Raw genomic sequence first — 17,519 nt, 5'->3', positions numbered from 1 at the left:
GCTTTTAGGAGCTTTTGATATCCTTACTTTATAGCCAAAGCACTCAAATCATTGCAAAATCATTCAAACTTCATGATACATCCGCTTTGCAATTTTTGTAAGATTCAAATCAAAAGTAGAAAAAGTTTTGGTAAAACATAAACTATCAAAACAAAATCGTATCTTAATCTTAGAAAGGAGTTTACGTTATCATTGTTATGTGAAACGGATTATTTTATAAGGAGGACCAATGGAGAAACTAAAACCGGAGCAAATTATGGAGCATCTGCAAAAAAATGGAAGAAAAGTAAGTATTGAAGAAGCGAGTCAAATTCTTAATTTTCTTAGAATGCTGGCCAATATTATAACTAAAAGATATTTGCAGCATTATGAAAACCCTAATTAAATAAAGTGTGGAGTAAAACTACCCATCTACTCTACTTGAACTGACAAACATGATGGAATATGTTAATAGCTAATTTATATATTCGAGTATCTACCGATGAACAAGCTGACAAAGGATATTCTCAACGAGATCAAGAGGAACGATTACGAAAGTATTGCGACCATAACAATATTTCTATTCGAAAAGTGATTAAAGAGGATCACTCTGCTAAAACATTTGAAAGACCAGAATGGTCAAAGATGTTATGGCATCTACGTAAGAATAAAGGTCAAACCGACCTCATCCTATTTACTAAATGGGATAGATTTAGTCGCAATGCCGGCGATGCCTATCAAATGATTAGCACTTTAAGAAAGTTAAATGTAGAACCTCAGGCGATTGAACAGCCGCTGGATATGACAGTGCCCGAAAGCAAAATAATGCTGGCTGTATATTTAGCTACCCCAGAAGTAGAAAACGATCGCAGAGCCCTAAATGTAATCCATGGTATGCGTAGAGCCAGGAAAGAAGGTCGTTGGATGGGAAAAGCTACGATAGGATACATGAATAAATCAAAAGAGGATGGGACTAAATACATTGCCCCCAAGGAGCCTGAGGCGAGTATTATGCGATGGGTATTTCATGAACTTGCTGAAGGCCGATATAATACTGAACAAATTCTAAAACTTGCCCGGCAGAAAAAACTAAGATGCAGTAAGCATAACTTTTGGCTTGCTATACGCAATCCTATGTATTGTGGCAAAATCTTCATTCCAAAATATAAAGATGAGGAAAGCATGCATGTACAGGGATTGCATGAACCACTTATTACAGAAGAACTTTTTAATGCGGCTCAGGATATACTAAATGGACGTTCAAAAAACCAAAGAACAAAAGTAATCGCCGATGAAGCATTACCATTAAGGGGCTTTTTAATTTGCCCAGATTGCGGAAAAATGCTTACAGGAAGTGCCTCAAAAGGAAGGAACAATTACTACCATTACTATCACTGTACATCCGCTTGTGGTTGTCGATTTAAGGCTTCAGTAGCTAATACTCTTTTTACCGAAGGATTAAGAAAATTTATTCCTCGCGATGAAATGATACCCATCTTTAAACAAATAATAATTGAGGAATACAACGATCTTACCAAGTACCACAGAATCGAAAGAAATCAAACATTAAATCAAATAAAAGAGTTAAATGACCGTCTTAATAAGGCCAGACAAAAGCTATTCTTAGAACAGATTGAAGCTAATGACTTTAAGATCATGAAGATTGATTGTGAGAAGGCTATTGATGAACTTGAACGCCGATTATTAGGAATGTCTTCAAACAATCCAAAAAGTATTAATCAATTGCTTGAAAAAGGGGTATCTAATCTTATGAGGTTGGATTACATTTATGAGAATGGCACTATATTAAAGAAGAGAGAAGTAATTGGTTCGATTTTTCCTGAATATTTAATATTTGATGGATTCAATTATCGAACCGCAAGAATCAATGAAGCCGTGAAGTTTATTTACCTGATTAACAACAAATTAGATGAAAATAAAAAAGGTACAAGCACCGAAATTTTCGACTTGTACCTTAACGCGGTCCGGACGGGACTCGAACCCGCGACCTCCGCCGTGACAGGGCGGCATTCTAACCAGCTGAACTACCGAACCAAGATTTTTATTTACAGAAACCTTCCGTTTCCTCTTTTTGAAGCCGCAACTTCTTTTGTTGCGGTCCGGACGGGACTCGAACCCGCGACCTCCGCCGTGACAGGGCGGCATTCTAACCAGCTGAACTACCGAACCAAGATTTTTATTTACAGAAACCTTCCGTTTCTTCTTAACTGAAGCGTCCGCTTCTTTTTAGCTGCGGTCCGGACGGGACTCGAACCCGCGACCTCCGCCGTGACAGGGCGGCATTCTAACCAGCTGAACTACCGAACCAGTGTCCCTCATTTTGGGACTGCAAATATAGTTCGTTTTACCTAAACTGCAACAATAAAATGCATTTTTTTGAAAAGAATCAAAAAAATGCATTTTAAAGGATCTGATATAACCAACGTTAGAGAATTTTTAAACAAACACAGTGACTGGAAATGTCTCCTTATACAATCTGTGTATCTCCTGTAACTTAGCCTCATCTAATGGCTTACCCATAAATGCCTTAACTATTTCATTTTGTTCAGCTCTAGCCTGATCCTGTGGGTCTAGGGTAGAACTTAACAAAACAATACAAATTAATTCTTTTGCAATTGACGGCAACAATTTCAGATGCTCCAAAAACTGAAAACCATCCATTTCTGGCATTCGTATATCTAACAGAATTACCTGAGGCAGTGCGTCTGGATTATGCTGATTCTCTTCAAAAAACTTTAATGCCTCGGTAGCCATGCCGAACTCCAAAATCTCCCTTGAAAAATTATGCTTCTTTATAAAATAAGAAGCCACGTAACGATGCATCTCCGTGTCATCAATCATCATTACTTTTTCGAAAGTAAATGAATTGTTTTCCATAGTATATCTAATTTTAGCTCGCTAAGTTAGGAATTGTAATTACCACCTTAGTTCCTAAGCCGGGTTTCGAATCAAGAGTGATGCTTCCAGTGAGTTTTTCAACTGTTTCTTTAACAATAAATAGGCCTAAGCCCGAGCCTGTTGATTTTTCAGAAACACGATAGAACATGTCAAAAACTTTTTGATGATATTCTTCGCTAATACCAATACCGTTATCAAGCACTATTATTCTTGCCTGCTCTTTATCAACTGTAACACTGATTTTCACATAAGGATCAGAACTCTTTTGATCGTAGTATCTAATTGAATTTGAGATAAGATTATTTAGGATAACCGTCAAACGCCCTTTATCTGAATAAAACAAATCATAGGCATAAACATCAGCTCTCACATCTATCTTATTGTTTGCACCATTCATGTACAATAGGTTCGATGTTATTTCTTCGATAAGCTTTTTAAGGTCAACATATTCATTCTTAACGTCTTTCCTAATATTTCTTGAGTAATCCAAAATCTCGGCAATGAAATTATCGAGAACGCTAATTCCACCACGCATCATTTTCATATGTTCACGAGTAAGAGGCTCACAGGTCTCTGCTTCTGTAATCTCTATCATTCCTTGTAATGAAAGCAATGGCGCTCTTAAATCATGCGAAACACTATATACAAACTTATCCAATTCGCTATTTGCCTTTATGGCGGCTTCTTTTTGAGCCTCAGCCTCTGTGTACAAATCAGCCATTTCTAAGGCTTGCTGCAACTGATTATCGTTATAAACTTTAATGTAGTATGCCCAGGTTCCACAAATAATAAAAATAATTGCCGCCAATGCGACGTGGATGAAATAGGTCATTAAATCCATATTCTGCAACTGGGTAAAATACTTGGTTTGTCCGGTATATTGCAGGTAACCAAATACGGCATGGTGCCCAACTACAACTACGACAAGTGGAATTTGCAGTCGCCAGTTTTGATACATGATTAAGATGGCACTTCCTATAAATGCAGTAAAGTGCATCTCAAACATTCCATGCATTTGATAAATGTACTGAGCCATGAAAACGGCCAGCACAGTGCTAAAAACGTACTGATTCAACTTTGTGTTCGGCAAGCCAAATTTAGCTATACCATAGGCCAAAACAGACAAACTGCCTACACCTATGGCCACGGACCAAGTGTTATAAAATGTGGCAAAAAAGAGTCCGGCAAAAAAATACATAAATAGGATGTAATCCGCCCAACGATCTGAGCGCTCTTGGATTTCTTCAATGTTCTGATCCAGCATTAGTAACTGAACCGGACGATTCAAGGCAACGGTGTTTTCGTTTTTCATTTTAAAGTACATTTAGGTATCTGACAACCATAGGCTTTTAAAGCCAGCTCATCAAATACTGGTTTGGAATTATTGTTTAACAAGGAATCTAGGGCGAGCTGAGCAAAAGCAGTCTTTTTATTTGTACAATAACGGGTAATGTTGTAATTACCCCGATAATAAAGCTTTTGATCAGCATCTAAAATCACTGCCTGCGGTGTAGAATAAACTCCGCATGTTTTGGCAATTGCATTATCAAAATAAACAGGTAGATCTAGTCCGAAAGAACTAAGTATTTCTTCTTTGGTATAATCTTCATCTTCACGCATTACAACAATAGCAAATGCAACCTTATCTCCATATTGCTGCACCAGAGATTTGAAATGTGAAACATTAAAGCGTGAACACGGACATTCAGGATTATAGAAATGCAAGAAAAGCGGTTTCTCTTCTTGATTAGTAATTTTTTTATTCAATGCTACTCTTTCACCCACATCAACCGAATGATAATTCGCTGGAATAGGAGTAGGCAAGTTATACACCCACTCATTATACCAGAATATAGCGGCTATACCGCATAAGATTGCACACAATCCAATGGATACAATCCAGGTTCTTAGATGTTTGTTTTTCAATTTAAATGGTTTAATCGGTAAATCAGTTTGGTATTTGCAGGGAGCGCCAACAAAGGTAAGCTAAAGTTTTTTTATTTAACTGTCAAGTTATTTTATTTAACCCTGAGTGGATTTTCTTAACATACTGAACTTCGTACTTAAAATCAGCTATTCTTGCCCATCGCACAAAACAGAAAAAGCCCGGCGGTGCCGGGCTTTCTCTATTTTGTTAATTACTATATTTTAGGCTACGGACCCTTCTTTCATCCGTTCAGCATTTTCAGCCAGTTGTAAGGCATCAATAATATCCTGAATATCTCCATCCATTACTGCTGAAAGATTATAGATTGTTAAGCCAATACGGTGCTCTGTTAAACGACTCTGAGGGAAATTGTACGTACGAATTTTAGCGGAGCGGTCACCGGTTGAAACCATCGTTTTGCGCTTCTTAGCAGTTTCTTCAAGATGTTTTTGCAATTCCATCTCATAAATACGCGAACGAAGTACACTAAGTGCTTTTTCAAAGTTCTTGATCTGAGACTTCTCATCCTGACACTGCGCCACAACACCAGTTGGTATGTGGGTTAAACGTACTGCAGAATACGTTGTATTTACCGACTGACCACCCGGACCTGATGCGCAGAACAAATCTTTACGAATATCATTCATATTAATTTGAACGTCAAACTCATCAGCTTCTGGCAGTACCACTACTGATGCAGCCGAGGTATGAACACGACCCTGCGTTTCTGTGGCAGGCACTCGTTGCACGCGGTGTACACCTGACTCATACTTCAGCTGACCATATACATCCTCTCCGCTTACATTGATTACAATCTCTTTATAACCACCCGCAGTTCCCTGGGTTTCATCAACTAGTTCGGTTTTCCAGCCTTTCGTTTCGCAATAGCGCATATACATACGGTACAAATCGCCGGCAAATAAGCTGGCTTCATCTCCACCTGCACCACCACGAATCTCAAGAATTGCATTCTTTGCATCCTCCGGATCCTTAGGAATCAGCATCACTCGAATTTCCTCTTCCAGTTCTTCACGTTTCGGAAGAAGTTCGTCCAAATCCAACTTAGCCATCTCTCTCAACTCCTCGTCCTTTTCGTTGGCTAACATATCCTTGTTGGTTTCAATATTGCTGACAACTTTTTTATATTCTTCAGCCTTTTCAACCACTTTGGTCAACTCTTTATATTCTTTATTAAGCGCCGCGAAACGTTTCATATCGCTCATTGCTTCCGGGCTCGACAATTGCTGTTCTACATCTTGCCAACGTTGTTTGATGGCATCCAGTTTATCAATCATAACTATAAATCCTTAGGGATTAATTTAGGGCTGCAAAGTTACGCTTTTATACTTAAACAGCGAAATGTATCTGATGTTTAGGGATTTAAAGATTTCTCTTTCTCAAAAGATTTAAGTTCCACATTTTCACCATCAAACACAGCATAGGTGTTAAAATGAATCCACTCGCCTAAATTTATGTACCGGCTTTTCTCCGAAAGTTTAATATCCAGCGGCAAATGACGGTGACCATAAATGAAAAAATCAAAATGTTCCTTTTGAAGAATTTCTTTCGAATAAATAACCAACCACTCGTGTTCCTCTCCTAAAAACTCCTCTTTATTATCATTGGCAATGCGACTGCTGCGACTCCACTTATCAGCAATACCAATTCCTAAGTTAGGATGCAAACGCGCAAACAACCACTGACAAACACTGCTCCTAAAGAACTTCTTTAATAGTTTATAGGTAGAGTCACCAGGGCCTAGCCCATCGCCATGGTGTATATAAAGTTTCTTTCCGTTAAGTTCTATAATTTTCTCGTTAGAAATGATTGATGCTCCCAATTCCTGTTCAAAATAATCGAACATCCACATATCATGATTCCCTTTAAAAAAAGTAAGTTTTATTCCACTATCGGCAAGCTCTGCGAGTTTACCCAATAAGCGAATAAACCCTTTGGGAACAACAGTTTTATACTCAAACCAGAAATCAAATAAGTCACCAACCAGGAAAACCTCAGCAGCATCCTGTTTAATAAGATCGAGCCATCGAATGATACGAGCTTCACGTTCACGGCTTTTTTCATAAGTTGGAACACCCAAATGAAAATCAGAGGCGAAGTAAATTTTCTTTCTTTCTAGCAAGGGATAATTTATTTTTCTGCAAAGGTATAAAAACCTGTCAATAGCCATTAACTCGCAAACATGCCGTAACTTTTCACTTACAGTTGTATTTGTATACCAAACAATGTTCTAATTTTATTTCCCTAATCCCAAAACCGGTTTTAATGAAAAAGCAGTATTTATTAATGTCGGCCCTTGCAATCAGTACCGCTGCAATGGCACAGCAAAAAACTATGTTAAAATATCCTGATACCAAGAAAGATAACACAGTTGACAATTATTTTGGAATCTCAATTGCAGATCCGTATCGTTGGTTAGAAAACGATACCGCTGCTGCAGTTAAAGATTGGGTAATTTCCCAAAATAAGATTACTAACAATTATCTCTCGCAAATCCCTTATCGTGACAAGATCAAAAAACGTTTAACAGAACTGTGGAATTATCCTAAATACTCAGCACCGTTTAAAAAAGGAGAAAATTATTTCTTCTATAAAAATGACGGCTTACAAAACCAGGCCGTTTTGTATTACCAGCAAGGCTTAACGGGAGAACCTAAGATTTTCCTTGACCCGAACAAACTTTCTTCTGACGGAACTATAGCGTTAAATAATATCACTTTCTCAAAAGACAACAAATATGCAGCCATTGGCACTTCAGCATCGGGCTCAGACTGGGTAGAGATAAAGGTAATTGACGTGGCCACCCAAAACCCTACCGGGGATGTAATCAAATGGGTAAAGTTTTCTGGAGCTACCTGGTGTAAGGATGGATTCTACTACAGCCGCTATGACGAACCTGTGTCGGGCAAAGAATTCTCAAATCAAAATCAATTTCAGAAAGTATATTATCACAAGCTAGGCACTCCTCAATCGGCAGATCAATTAGTATTTGAAGACAAAGTGCACCCCTTACGTTATTTCGGCGCCGTTGTTACTGAAGATGAGCGATTCCTTGTTGTGGTCGCTTCAGAAGGCACGCATGGAAATGAGTTGTATTGGAAAGATTTAACCAAAGGTGACGATTTCAAACTTTTATTCAAGGGCTTTGAAAACGATTATGATATTGTGGATAATGATGGCGATCGCCTATTGGTTCTTACTAACAATAATGCTGCTAATTTCCGATTAATTTCTGTTGACCCTAATAACCCCGATCCTTCTGGCTGGAAAGAGATTATTCCACAATCTAAAGATTTGTTGAATGGCGTTTCAACAGGAGGGGGGCGTTTATTTGCTTCATACCTAAAAGACGCAAGCACTCGTTTGCATGAACATGAAATGAACGGTAAGTTAATTCGTGAAATTAAACTGGAAGGCATTGGAACGGCAAGCTTACCTTCAGGAAAAAAAACCGACAAAGAGTTCTTTTACACTTTCAGCAGTTTTACGAATCCAGGCACTATTTACCGTTATGATGCAGCAACCGGCAGATCTTCAGTTTTCCGCAAAACGGAGATCAACTTTAACATTGCCAATTATGAAACCAAACAGGTATTTTATACCAGTAAGGACGGCACCAAAGTTCCAATGTTTATTGTTCATAAAAAAGGGTTGAAACTAGATGGTTCTAACCCAACATATTTATATGCATACGGAGGTTTCAATATTAGCCTAACGCCATCATTTAGTGTATCTCGCCTTGTATTGCTTGAAAACGGAGGAGTTTTCGCTCTTGCCAACCTACGCGGAGGCGGTGAATATGGAGAGGCTTGGCATAAAGGTGGTATGATGGAGAAAAAACAGAATGTATTTGACGACTTTATTGCAGCCGGAGAATATTTAGTGAAAGAGAAATATACTTCGCCTTCAAAACTTGCTATCGCTGGAGGATCAAACGGCGGTTTGTTAGTTGGCGCTTGTGAGATTCAGCGCCCTGACTTATTCAAAGTTGCTTTTCCTGCTGTAGGCGTTTTGGATATGTTACGCTATCATAAATTTACCATTGGCTGGGGCTGGGCTGTTGAATATGGATCTAGTGAGAAGAAGGAGCAATTTGACTACCTAATTAAATACTCTCCGTTACACAACATTAAAACAGGCATAAACTACCCTGCAACCATGATTATCACTGCTGATCACGACGATCGTGTTGTTCCTGCACACTCCTTTAAATTTGGGGCGACCTTGCAAGAAAAACAATCGGGCGATAATCCAATTTTAATCAGAATTGAAAGCAAGGCAGGGCATGGCGCAGGAAAACCAACTTCGAAAATAATTGAAGAAGCTGCGGATGTTTGGTCGTTTATGTTTTGGAATACAGGGGTTACTCCTAAATACTAATCACAGATCATTACTTATACCAACACAATGAGGCTGCCTTGTAAAGCAGCCTCATTTGTTTATTGATAGGTTGTCTCGGTAGCTATTAATTTTTCGGTGCAACACTCATTGAATGTCTTCCATGTCCGATATTACCCTTCGCACTTACACCTTCAATAATTGCAGTATAAGAAGTTGAGTTATCGGCGGTAAAGAATGAGAACTTTGCTATGCCTTCAGAGTTGGTTCTCACTAGTCCATTCCAATATATTGTGGTTCTGTAATCAGGTACATTGGGCTTATTTTCCTGATCATATTTCGGCATATAGAACTTTTTAGAAACGTGATATCCAATGGGATAAAAACTAAGTAAACCTTTTTTGTAATAAGCGCCACTTAAAAACTTACCACGTTTGGTGTAAACTGCAATCACACCATTTGCTCCTCTTGATCCGTAAATGGCAGCACTTGGGCCCTTCAGAAAATCGATCGAGGCAACATCATTTGGATTAATCATTGATAACCAACCTACATCAGTTTCCGTTCCATCTAGTACAACCAAAGGACTGGTGCTACCAAAAATTGTATTCGGTCCACGAATTAACACATCATTACCAATTACTTGCACCCCTGCCACACGGCCTCTTATTGCGTCTAGTAAATTCCCCGAACTAATGGCAGAAGACTTTGCGATATCATCTGCAGTAAGAACTGCATCTGCATGAGAATAAAGTTTGGTCACACCAAATTCATCCGATTTTATTCGAGTACTGTGAACAACTACTTCACTAAGCAGCACTGATTTACCTCCAAATTTTGATCTTTGGTATTCAAATGGCTTTTTGTTGGCTATTATGTAAGTAGCCAATTGTTTGTTCACATTTTCAGGAGTAACCAAATGATTAAGTGGCGCAGGATGGAAGGGTTCATTTACCTCAATATCTACAGCTTTGCCACCTTTCTCATTACGTGCTTGCAATATAAAACGAGTACTATCAGGAAACTCGATTCCTGAAATTCTAAATACTCCTTTTGCATCTGTTGTGGCTGTTTCAAAGACCTCTTTGTTTTTAGCACTAAAGAATGTAACTGCCCCATTTTTAACTGCCGTATTATCAGACATCGTAGTTACTTTACCAGAAACCTCCATTCCAATATCAATTGGATAGGTAGTCTCAGGTGCCTTACCCGCAACAATATCACTCCACTCAAAGCGGCGCCAACCCTGTGTCAACATTAAAAGATCCAGATCGTATTGAGCATTTGTGTTTTTAGAGTCGAAATAATAACCAGGCTGCTCTACTGTTCCTTTCAAATCTGAGGTCAACAATAAGTTTGATAATATATTTCCATCATTAGGATTGATTGTCACTGAATGATCATCAGTTACCGCAATAGAAAAATCACCTTCAACGGGATTGCCAAATATATCTTTAACTGTTACAGTCATGTCCACCTTTTCTCTTGGATCATATACTTGTTTATCAGTACTTAGCTGAACGTTGAGACCATCATTCTTGTTAATGAATAACAACCTCTCAGCTAATGGAATACCGTCTAATGTAAAAATCGTTATTTGAGCTATACCTGTTGGAAATCTATCCTTAGGAATACTTATCTGATATGCTTTATCTTCCAGGCGCTCATTGGCTGTATAATACACGGTACCATAGGCTTGGCCTACCAAAACAACTTCTTTTTTGGTGGCTTGAAATGCTTTGGAAGCCATGATCATTCCTTGTATGCGGTCTGCTGTTTGGTTTCGTAGGTTAAGTACAACTCCATCCGAAATAGCCGCCGGCAATATCACCCTTTGTTCTGCCCCTGAACGATTTTTAAAATAAGCGGTATACTTTTTTCCTGGCTCCGGAATCATTGCAATTTTACCTAAACCCAGGTGCTTGCTCTTAAAATCGGTTACACGATTATTGTCCTGGTCAGCTATATACCCATCTACCTCAACTCCAATTCCATGTGCATCAATTGCTTTAAACGCAATAATGTTTGGCAAAGACTCAACCAAATAGCCGCCTTCTGGGAAAAATTGCAAATCAACATCAGGGGAGAAGTAAGGCAAGTAAAATGATTTAACAAATGGCAAGCCATCATAATTTATTGAAGTGATAATACGTTTGTGAGCATAGTTAGCATTATTGGTATTCTCTACAGGAATTCTAATCTCGCCAGCATCACTGGTTTCCACCTTGCCTTTTGAACCGGTTCGTCCTACCATAATAACCTCATAGCTCACATTTTTACTTTTGATAGGCTGACCCTTCTCATCTTTAAATTTGATAACTGCCATAACTTCGTTAGGTTTACCAGAGTTGTCATATTCATATTCAATAGTCGTATAAACATTGGTAAGCCTTGAGTTACCCACCTTAATTTCCTTAGTAAAGAAATAAGCTTCGTCAACGTTCCTCATCCAGCTTGTATAAGCCCTTAGCCTATATGTTCCTTCTGCAATTGAATCATTTAAACTAATGGTTCCAGTAAACTCGCCACGATCTTTTTTAAGCATCAATTGCTTAACTACTTTTTCCTCGCTGTTAAGCATATCAACATATATCAACTTACTTAGCTGAGATGGGGTATTATCATTGGCATTTACCAAATATGCTTTGAAGAAGATATCATCTCCTGCGGCATAATAAGGTTTGTCAAAGTGTACGTATACCTTTTCTTGCGGTGTTTTAAGGTACATTTCTTCCAGATTCTTGGTAATTTTCTTTATCAGAGGTGAACCGTCATTAGGAAATCGGGCCGAAACAGCAACAACTCCTACGCAAATACAGGCTAAACCAAATATGAGTACCTTTTTCATGTCCAAAGAAGTTTATATGAAGGGCAAATATTACTTACGTAACGTCTTCTCACTTTAAAAGGCAAACAAGCCTTCTAACATTGGATCATACCGCCACAAAATAAGAGGAATAAGAATGGGCGCCTACAACCCATAGTTAAATCACTTGTATGTAAAGAAAATTTACGAAAAATAAGGCAGGAACCGAAGCGACGGTATGTAAAAAAAAGAATATAAAACCCTAAAGGATAAAGTTTTACAACATTAGCAATAAAAGAAAACAGTTTTTAGTGATTTTACACTAAAAACTGTTTTTCCACATCATTGACTCTACCGGTTTTACGGTTCTATCATTATATTTTGCATTTTGCTTTTTGTTGTAGAAGTTTTCCACCTCACCTTCTACTACAAAGTAGATTAATTGCCCAATTGGCATGCCGGCATAAATACGAACAGGCTGTGCACAAGAGATTTCCAGTGTCCAGGTATTGCAAAACCCAACATCGCCTTTACCGGCTGTAGCATGGATATCAATTCCCAAACGGCCTGTACTTGACTTGCCTTCCAAAAATGGCACATGGGCATGAGTTTCGGTATACTCCAACGTAACCCCAAGGTATAGTGTATTGGGTTGAAGAACAAATCCCTCTTCTGGAATTTCGAAATGCTCAACGGCATTATGTTTACGCGCATCCAATTCACGATTCTTGTAAGTAGCCAGATATTTCCCCAAATGCACATCATATGAATTGGTTCCCAAATACTTACGATCGTATGGCTCTATGACTATCGTTCCCTTCTCAATTTCTTCAAGTATGCGTTTATCTGTAAGAATCATTTAGTTTGATTTTGAGTTTAAATATAGTTTTTTTTATCATTCTACCTTATAAATAAGCTCAACAAGCCGAGCGTTAATATTTTATTAATTTTACAATATAGTGTAGACTTTGATTGCTAAATTGTCAGCCATTTAATTCAACAGTTTGAAAGTAACTAACAACAAATAAACAACTGGTAATTAAGACCTACAACAATGGCCATTGTTCTACATAAAATAATTGATACCGACACCGAGTTCGCAATTTGGAAAATTGAAGAGCCCGCGGAGTTGTTGTATTCCAAACTGCAGTTGGATCAATCGGAAAAGGAAGTTTATGAGACCTTAAGCAAAGGAAAGAGAGAATTGCACTGGCTAAGTAGCAGAGTTCTTTTACGTACACTCATTAACACGCCTGATTTTATCAAAACCGGACTTGATGAACATCATAAACCTTATTTGGTAAATTTTCCACATCATTTTTCATTAAGCCATTCATTTGACTATGCAGCAGTTATGATTAGCAAAAGCAAAAAGGTAGGTATTGATATTGAATTGGTAAAAGATAAGATCTTACGTATTGCCGATAAGTTTTTAACCCCAGAAGAGTTATCGTTTATTGATCCCAAACAAACGGTAAAACACCTGTATGCTTGTTGGGCAGCAAAAGAGGCTTTATATAAACTATTTGGCAAAAAGGGGGTCAGCTTAAAAGATGATATCCTGCTACAACCTTTTACATTTGATGTAAATGGAACAATTGGGGCCAGTATCCTGAATAACAATTGCAATACCGACTTCGAAATAAGTTATCTCCAGTTTGATGGTTACATGATTGCCCATGTTTGCAGCGAAAACACCTAGTAAAAAACTTCATTTATACATTAGTAATGATTTCCCCAAAAGCTATTCTCTCTTCAATTTTCACATTTTCCACACTTGCACTTTCAGCTCAAAACATAATTCCGCCCAAAGAATACTCATGTTTAAAAACCGAAAAATCTATAAAAATCGATGGAAACGGTTCAGACCTGGCTTGGCAAGAAGCCCAATGGTCGAGCGTTTTTGTAGATATTGAAGGAGACAAGCAACCTGCTCCGTTTTTAAAAACACGAATAAAAATGCTTTGGAACGATGTCGGTCTATCCATTTTGGCAGATTTGGAAGAACCTCATGTGCAAGCTTCAATCACCCAAAGAGATGCAGTCATTTTTCATGACAATGACTTTGAAGTGTTTATTGACCCCGATAATGATGGCATTAATTATTATGAAATTGAAATAAATGCGCTGAACACCGTTTGGGATCTAATGCTGAGCAAAGCCTATAGCAAAGGAGGGAAGCCCGACAATAGTTGGACAGCCATGGGTTTAGAAACTGCAGTAAGCATCAACGGCACATTAAACCAACCCGCCGATAAAGATTCAAGCTGGACTGTAGAAATGATGATTCCATGGACGGCATTTAAAGAAAACCGTTCCCCCAAAAAAGGCGAGCAATGGAAGATTAATTTTTCACGTGTACAATGGAGATTTGATGTTGAAAACAATAAATACGTTAAACGAAAAAACAGCAGTACGGGAAAATCTTTACCTGAACTCAATTGGGTCTGGAGTCCAATGAGTGTAATTAACATGCACATTCCAGAACGTTGGGGATGGCTTAAGTTTGAAGACTAAGTGTCTGAGAAAAGTCGTTTTAAGGTAAAAATATTAATAATTTAATAATCCATAATACACACTTGACTAACTTTGCCCGATTTTTTAATTTTCAACCAAATGGGGCAAATAACGCATTCAAAATCTGAAGGTTACAATTTATATACTGCGCTATTATTACGCTTATTGCTTGTCATGTTGCTCATGTCAGCATGTAGGCTGTTGTTTTACTTGTTCAATCAAACACTTTTTCCTATTGATCAAGCCAGTCATTTTGCCGGATTATTTATCGGCGGATTAAAGTTTGATTTGGTGGCAATTCTTTATGTAAATGCACTCTACATAGTTGCCTATTTACTGCCTTTTCGATTTCGTTATAATATCATTTATCAGAAAACTTTAAAATGGTTGTTTGCTGTTACTAACACGTTGGCCTTTGCTGCAAACTGTATTGATTTCATTTATTTCAAATTTACATTACGCCGTACCTCCTGGACGGTTTTCAAAGAGTTTTCAAATGATAAGGGAAACTTTAAACTGGCTTTCCAGTTTTTTATTGATTACTGGTACATTGTTCTTGTTTTCATATTACTAGTAAGTGTTTTAATCAAGGCGTACAGCGCCATAAAAATAAAACCTACTCAAATCAGCAGCAATTGGGTGTATTACCCGGTCGCAGTAGTTTTACTTGGCTTAGGTTGTGGATTATTTGTGGCTGGAGTACGTGGAGGCTTTCGTCACAGTACCCGACCTATTACTCTAAGTAATGCTGGTGAATATGTAAATACGCCTGCCGAAATCGGAATTGTATTGAACACTCCCTTTTCAATCATTAAAACCGCTTCCAAAAAAACACTTAAAAAATTAAATCATTTCAGTTCAGAAGCTGAACTAAATCAAGTTTACAGTCCTAATCACCATCCAAACCCAGACAGTGCTTTCAAAAAAGAAAATGTTGTTATCATCATTTTGGAAAGCTTCAGTAAAGAGTTTTTCGGTGCATATAACAAAGGGCTTGACGGAGGAACGTACAAGGGATATACTCCTTTCCTTGACTCGTTAGTTGGACAGAGTAAATCCTTTAAATGGTCGTTCGCCACAGGCAAAAAGTCAATAGATGCAATGCCTTCAGTTTTGGCCAGCATCCCCTCAATAGTTGAACCTTATGTGCTGTCGAGTTATTCAGGCAATAAAATAAACAGCATTGCAAGTTTGCTAAGTAAAAAAGGATACGACTGTTCATTCTTTCATGGCGCTCCAAATGGCTCAATGGGCTTCCAAGCATTTGCAAAAATGGCCGGTTTTCAGCACTACTATGGAAAAACGGAGTACAATAATGATGGTGACTTTGATGGCATGTGGGGGATTTGGGATGAACCATTCTTTCAGTTCTTTGCCAATACCCTAAACAAAAAACAGGGTCCGTTTATGGCTGCAATTTTCTCCGTTTCCTCGCATCACCCGTTTAAAGTTCCTGCTCAATATGAAGGCAGATTTCCAAAAGGGAAGGAGGAAATCCATCAATGCGTCGGCTATACCGATAATGCGTTGAGAAAGTTCTTTGTTACTGCTTCAAAAATGCCATGGTTTAATAATACTTTGTTTGTAATTACTGCCGATCATACCAGTAATCAGGTTACTCATGATGTGTACAATACAAGTACCGGATCTTTCTCAGTTCCTATTATCTTTTATAAGCCAAACAGTAACTTAAAGGGCATTGATAATAAGCTGATCTTTCAAACTGATATAACGCCGTCTGTTTTAGGATATCTGCATTACGATGAGCCGTATTTTGCCTTTGGAGAGGATGTATTAACCAAGAATAACCCTAATCACATTGGTGTAAACTACAATGGCGTTTTTCAATTATATAATGAGGGCTATGTTCTGCAGTCTAACGACAAAGGACCATTTGCTTTGTACAATTACCAACAAGATCCACAATTAAAAACCAACCTCTTAAACTCGCATCCAGAAGATGCTAAGAAATTAATAAGGTTTAACAATGCCTTTATGCAGCAGTATAACAACCGAATGATTGATGACAAGCTGACGGTTCAGGACAAGTAATAAAAAAGGGATGATTTTATTTGCTAAAATCATCCCTTTTTCAATTATTTCTAAAAGTGGAAATATAAGTCCGGAAAGAAGAGAAATTTATAAGTAGGCACCACCCTGCTGTCCACTCTTACAAAAGATTCAAACAATGTACTCTATCTAAATTTCACAGCTGCCTTCAGGCGTACATACACCCCTGGCAGTTGATTGATTAATATCCAAAACAGGCTTAACCTCTGCCCATGCCTTATTTAAGGTTTCAGTAAATACCTCCAAGGGTTGCGCTCCCGAAACACCGTACTTACGGTTAAAAACAAAAAACGGCACTCCCTTAACCCCGATTTGTTGTGCCTCCTGCTCGTTCACACGTACATCATATCCAAATTCATCAGATTCCAACATCCGCTTAACTTCATCTTCTTTTAATCCAATCTCCGCCCCAAGCTCCACCAAAGTAGGATGGTGGGCAATATCTTTACCCTCTGAAAAATGAGCTTTCAGCAAGCGTTCTTTGGCAGCGTCCTGAAATCCGTTTTTCTGTGCCAAATGTATAAGACGGTGAGCATCAAAAGTATTAGCAGGTATATTTTTATTGAAATCAAATTCAAGACCTTCCTCGGCAGCCATTGCGGTAACATTCTCACTCATTTGCACAGCCCACTCGCGGTCTCGTCCATATTTTTCAGCCAAACGGGTATAATGATCCTTGTTCTTCTCATAATTCGCATTTGGATCCAGCTCAAAACTCCTCCAAATCACCTCAACTTTATCACTATCAGGGAAATCCGCCAATGCATTTTCCAGCCTTCTTTTCCCAATATAACAAAACGGACAGGCTATGTCCGACCAAACTTCTATCTTCATTATCTTTTGCTTTTATCTAGTCATCAACAAAAAGTAAACTTGATAGTTTTAAAAAATTTGAAATAGTGTGATTATTAAAACAGGCGCCGAGGTTATTTCAGCGCCTGTTAA

The 17,519-nt window shown here is 38.2% G+C and carries 13 protein-coding genes, 3 tRNA genes and 1 pseudogene; 6 read left to right on the top strand and 11 right to left on the bottom strand.

The genetic code is table 11. From position 1 onward, the window contains the following. Positions 1-229 precede the first annotated feature (229 nt). Positions 230-385, top strand: coding sequence for a hypothetical protein (locus tag L2B55_RS01750; RefSeq protein WP_237848575.1), 156 nt, complete (start codon positions 230-232; stop codon positions 383-385). A 59-nt stretch (positions 386-444) separates the two neighbouring features. After that, positions 445-1,374 (top strand): annotated as a pseudogene (locus L2B55_RS19010) (recombinase family protein); the annotation flags it as partial. 586 nt (positions 1,375-1,960) lie between these two features. Here the strand turns inward: L2B55_RS19010 and L2B55_RS01745 are convergent. The 8 genes from L2B55_RS01745 to L2B55_RS01710 form a co-directional block, all read right to left on the bottom strand. Beyond that, positions 1,961-2,034, bottom strand: a tRNA-Asp gene (locus tag L2B55_RS01745). Positions 2,035-2,095: 61 nt separating this feature from the next. Then, positions 2,096-2,169 (bottom strand) — tRNA-Asp (locus L2B55_RS01740). Positions 2,170-2,233: 64 nt separating this feature from the next. Continuing rightward, positions 2,234-2,307, bottom strand: a tRNA-Asp gene (locus L2B55_RS01735). A gap of 129 nt (positions 2,308-2,436) precedes the next feature. Next, positions 2,437-2,877 (bottom strand): response regulator, encoded by a 441-nt coding sequence (locus tag L2B55_RS01730; protein ID WP_237848574.1) that lies wholly within the window; start codon positions 2,875-2,877, stop codon positions 2,437-2,439. A 13-nt stretch (positions 2,878-2,890) separates the two neighbouring features. Beyond that, positions 2,891-4,210, bottom strand: coding sequence for a sensor histidine kinase (locus tag L2B55_RS01725; RefSeq protein ID WP_237848573.1), 1,320 nt, complete (start codon positions 4,208-4,210; stop codon positions 2,891-2,893). After that, positions 4,207-4,824, bottom strand: a complete 618-nt coding sequence (locus tag L2B55_RS01720; protein WP_237848572.1) for a TlpA family protein disulfide reductase — start codon at positions 4,822-4,824, stop codon at positions 4,207-4,209. The genes L2B55_RS01725 and L2B55_RS01720 overlap by 4 nt, the downstream gene beginning before the upstream one ends. Before the next feature lie 222 nt (positions 4,825-5,046). Next, a complete protein-coding gene (gene prfA / locus L2B55_RS01715) occupies positions 5,047-6,120 on the bottom strand; it encodes a peptide chain release factor 1 (protein ID WP_237848571.1) in 1,074 nt (357 codons plus the stop codon). 77 nt (positions 6,121-6,197) lie between these two features. Next, positions 6,198-6,965: a UDP-2,3-diacylglucosamine diphosphatase gene (locus tag L2B55_RS01710; protein ID WP_237848570.1), complete on the bottom strand. Its 768-nt coding sequence runs from the start codon at positions 6,963-6,965 to the stop codon at positions 6,198-6,200. Between the two features lie 143 nt (positions 6,966-7,108). Between L2B55_RS01710 and L2B55_RS01705 the strand changes: the two genes are divergently transcribed. Further along, entirely contained in the window at positions 7,109-9,223 is a 2,115-nt protein-coding gene (locus L2B55_RS01705) for a prolyl oligopeptidase family serine peptidase (protein WP_237848569.1), read from the top strand. Positions 9,224-9,308: 85 nt separating this feature from the next. On the opposite strand, the gene L2B55_RS01700 is transcribed toward L2B55_RS01705, so the two are convergent. Together L2B55_RS01700 and dcd are read right to left on the bottom strand one after the other, a co-directional pair. Further along, the gene (locus L2B55_RS01700) at positions 9,309-12,029 is read right to left on the bottom strand and encodes a TonB-dependent receptor plug domain-containing protein (RefSeq protein WP_237848568.1); all 2,721 of its coding nucleotides are present in this window, start codon (positions 12,027-12,029) and stop codon (positions 9,309-9,311) included. A 280-nt stretch (positions 12,030-12,309) separates the two neighbouring features. Next, positions 12,310-12,846, bottom strand: coding sequence for a dCTP deaminase (gene dcd / locus L2B55_RS01695; RefSeq protein ID WP_237848567.1), 537 nt, complete (start codon positions 12,844-12,846; stop codon positions 12,310-12,312). 195 nt (positions 12,847-13,041) lie between these two features. On the opposite strand from dcd, the gene L2B55_RS01690 reads away from it, so the two are divergent. The 3 genes from L2B55_RS01690 (at position 13,042) to L2B55_RS01680 (ending at position 16,556) form a co-directional block, all read left to right on the top strand. Further along, on the top strand, positions 13,042-13,689 hold the full coding sequence (locus L2B55_RS01690) for a 4'-phosphopantetheinyl transferase family protein (protein ID WP_237848566.1): 648 nt from the start codon (positions 13,042-13,044) through the stop codon (positions 13,687-13,689). A gap of 26 nt (positions 13,690-13,715) precedes the next feature. Continuing rightward, complete coding sequence (locus L2B55_RS01685; protein ID WP_237848565.1) at positions 13,716-14,504, top strand: carbohydrate-binding family 9-like protein; 789 nt, start codon at positions 13,716-13,718, stop codon at positions 14,502-14,504. Positions 14,505-14,603: 99 nt separating this feature from the next. After that, positions 14,604-16,556, top strand: coding sequence for an LTA synthase family protein (locus tag L2B55_RS01680; RefSeq protein WP_237848564.1), 1,953 nt, complete (start codon positions 14,604-14,606; stop codon positions 16,554-16,556). A 147-nt stretch (positions 16,557-16,703) separates the two neighbouring features. Here L2B55_RS01680 and L2B55_RS01675 read toward each other — a convergent pair whose 3' ends face one another. Continuing rightward, the gene (locus tag L2B55_RS01675) at positions 16,704-17,408 is read right to left on the bottom strand and encodes a DsbA family oxidoreductase (protein ID WP_237848563.1); all 705 of its coding nucleotides are present in this window, start codon (positions 17,406-17,408) and stop codon (positions 16,704-16,706) included. Between the last annotated feature and the right edge of the window lie 111 nt (positions 17,409-17,519).

Origin of the sequence: Solitalea lacus (assembly GCF_022014595.1) — a bacterium.
Taxonomy (GTDB): domain Bacteria; phylum Bacteroidota; class Bacteroidia; order Sphingobacteriales; family Sphingobacteriaceae; genus Solitalea; species Solitalea lacus.
The sequence above is the reverse complement of the archived record's forward strand: the minus strand, read 5'-3'. Positions and strand labels throughout refer to the sequence as shown.

What these genes read in the sequence shown, in the direction of transcription:
- L2B55_RS01750 (WP_237848575.1), top strand. Translation starts at nt 230, where the DNA reads ATGGAGAAACTAAAACCGGAGCAAATTATGGAGCATCTGCAAAAAAAT.
- L2B55_RS01730 (WP_237848574.1), bottom strand. Translation starts at nt 2,877, where the DNA reads ATGGAAAACAATTCATTTACTTTCGAAAAAGTAATGATGATTGATGAC.
- L2B55_RS01725 (WP_237848573.1), bottom strand. Translation starts at nt 4,210, where the DNA reads ATGAAAAACGAAAACACCGTTGCCTTGAATCGTCCGGTTCAGTTACTA.
- prfA (WP_237848571.1), bottom strand. Translation starts at nt 6,120, where the DNA reads ATGATTGATAAACTGGATGCCATCAAACAACGTTGGCAAGATGTAGAA.
- L2B55_RS01705 (WP_237848569.1), top strand. Translation starts at nt 7,109, where the DNA reads ATGAAAAAGCAGTATTTATTAATGTCGGCCCTTGCAATCAGTACCGCT.
- L2B55_RS01700 (WP_237848568.1), bottom strand. Translation starts at nt 12,029, where the DNA reads ATGAAAAAGGTACTCATATTTGGTTTAGCCTGTATTTGCGTAGGAGTT.
- dcd (WP_237848567.1), bottom strand. Translation starts at nt 12,846, where the DNA reads ATGATTCTTACAGATAAACGCATACTTGAAGAAATTGAGAAGGGAACG.
- L2B55_RS01690 (WP_237848566.1), top strand. Translation starts at nt 13,042, where the DNA reads ATGGCCATTGTTCTACATAAAATAATTGATACCGACACCGAGTTCGCA.
- L2B55_RS01685 (WP_237848565.1), top strand. Translation starts at nt 13,716, where the DNA reads ATGATTTCCCCAAAAGCTATTCTCTCTTCAATTTTCACATTTTCCACA.
- L2B55_RS01680 (WP_237848564.1), top strand. Translation starts at nt 14,604, where the DNA reads ATGGGGCAAATAACGCATTCAAAATCTGAAGGTTACAATTTATATACT.
- L2B55_RS01675 (WP_237848563.1), bottom strand. Translation starts at nt 17,408, where the DNA reads ATGAAGATAGAAGTTTGGTCGGACATAGCCTGTCCGTTTTGTTATATT.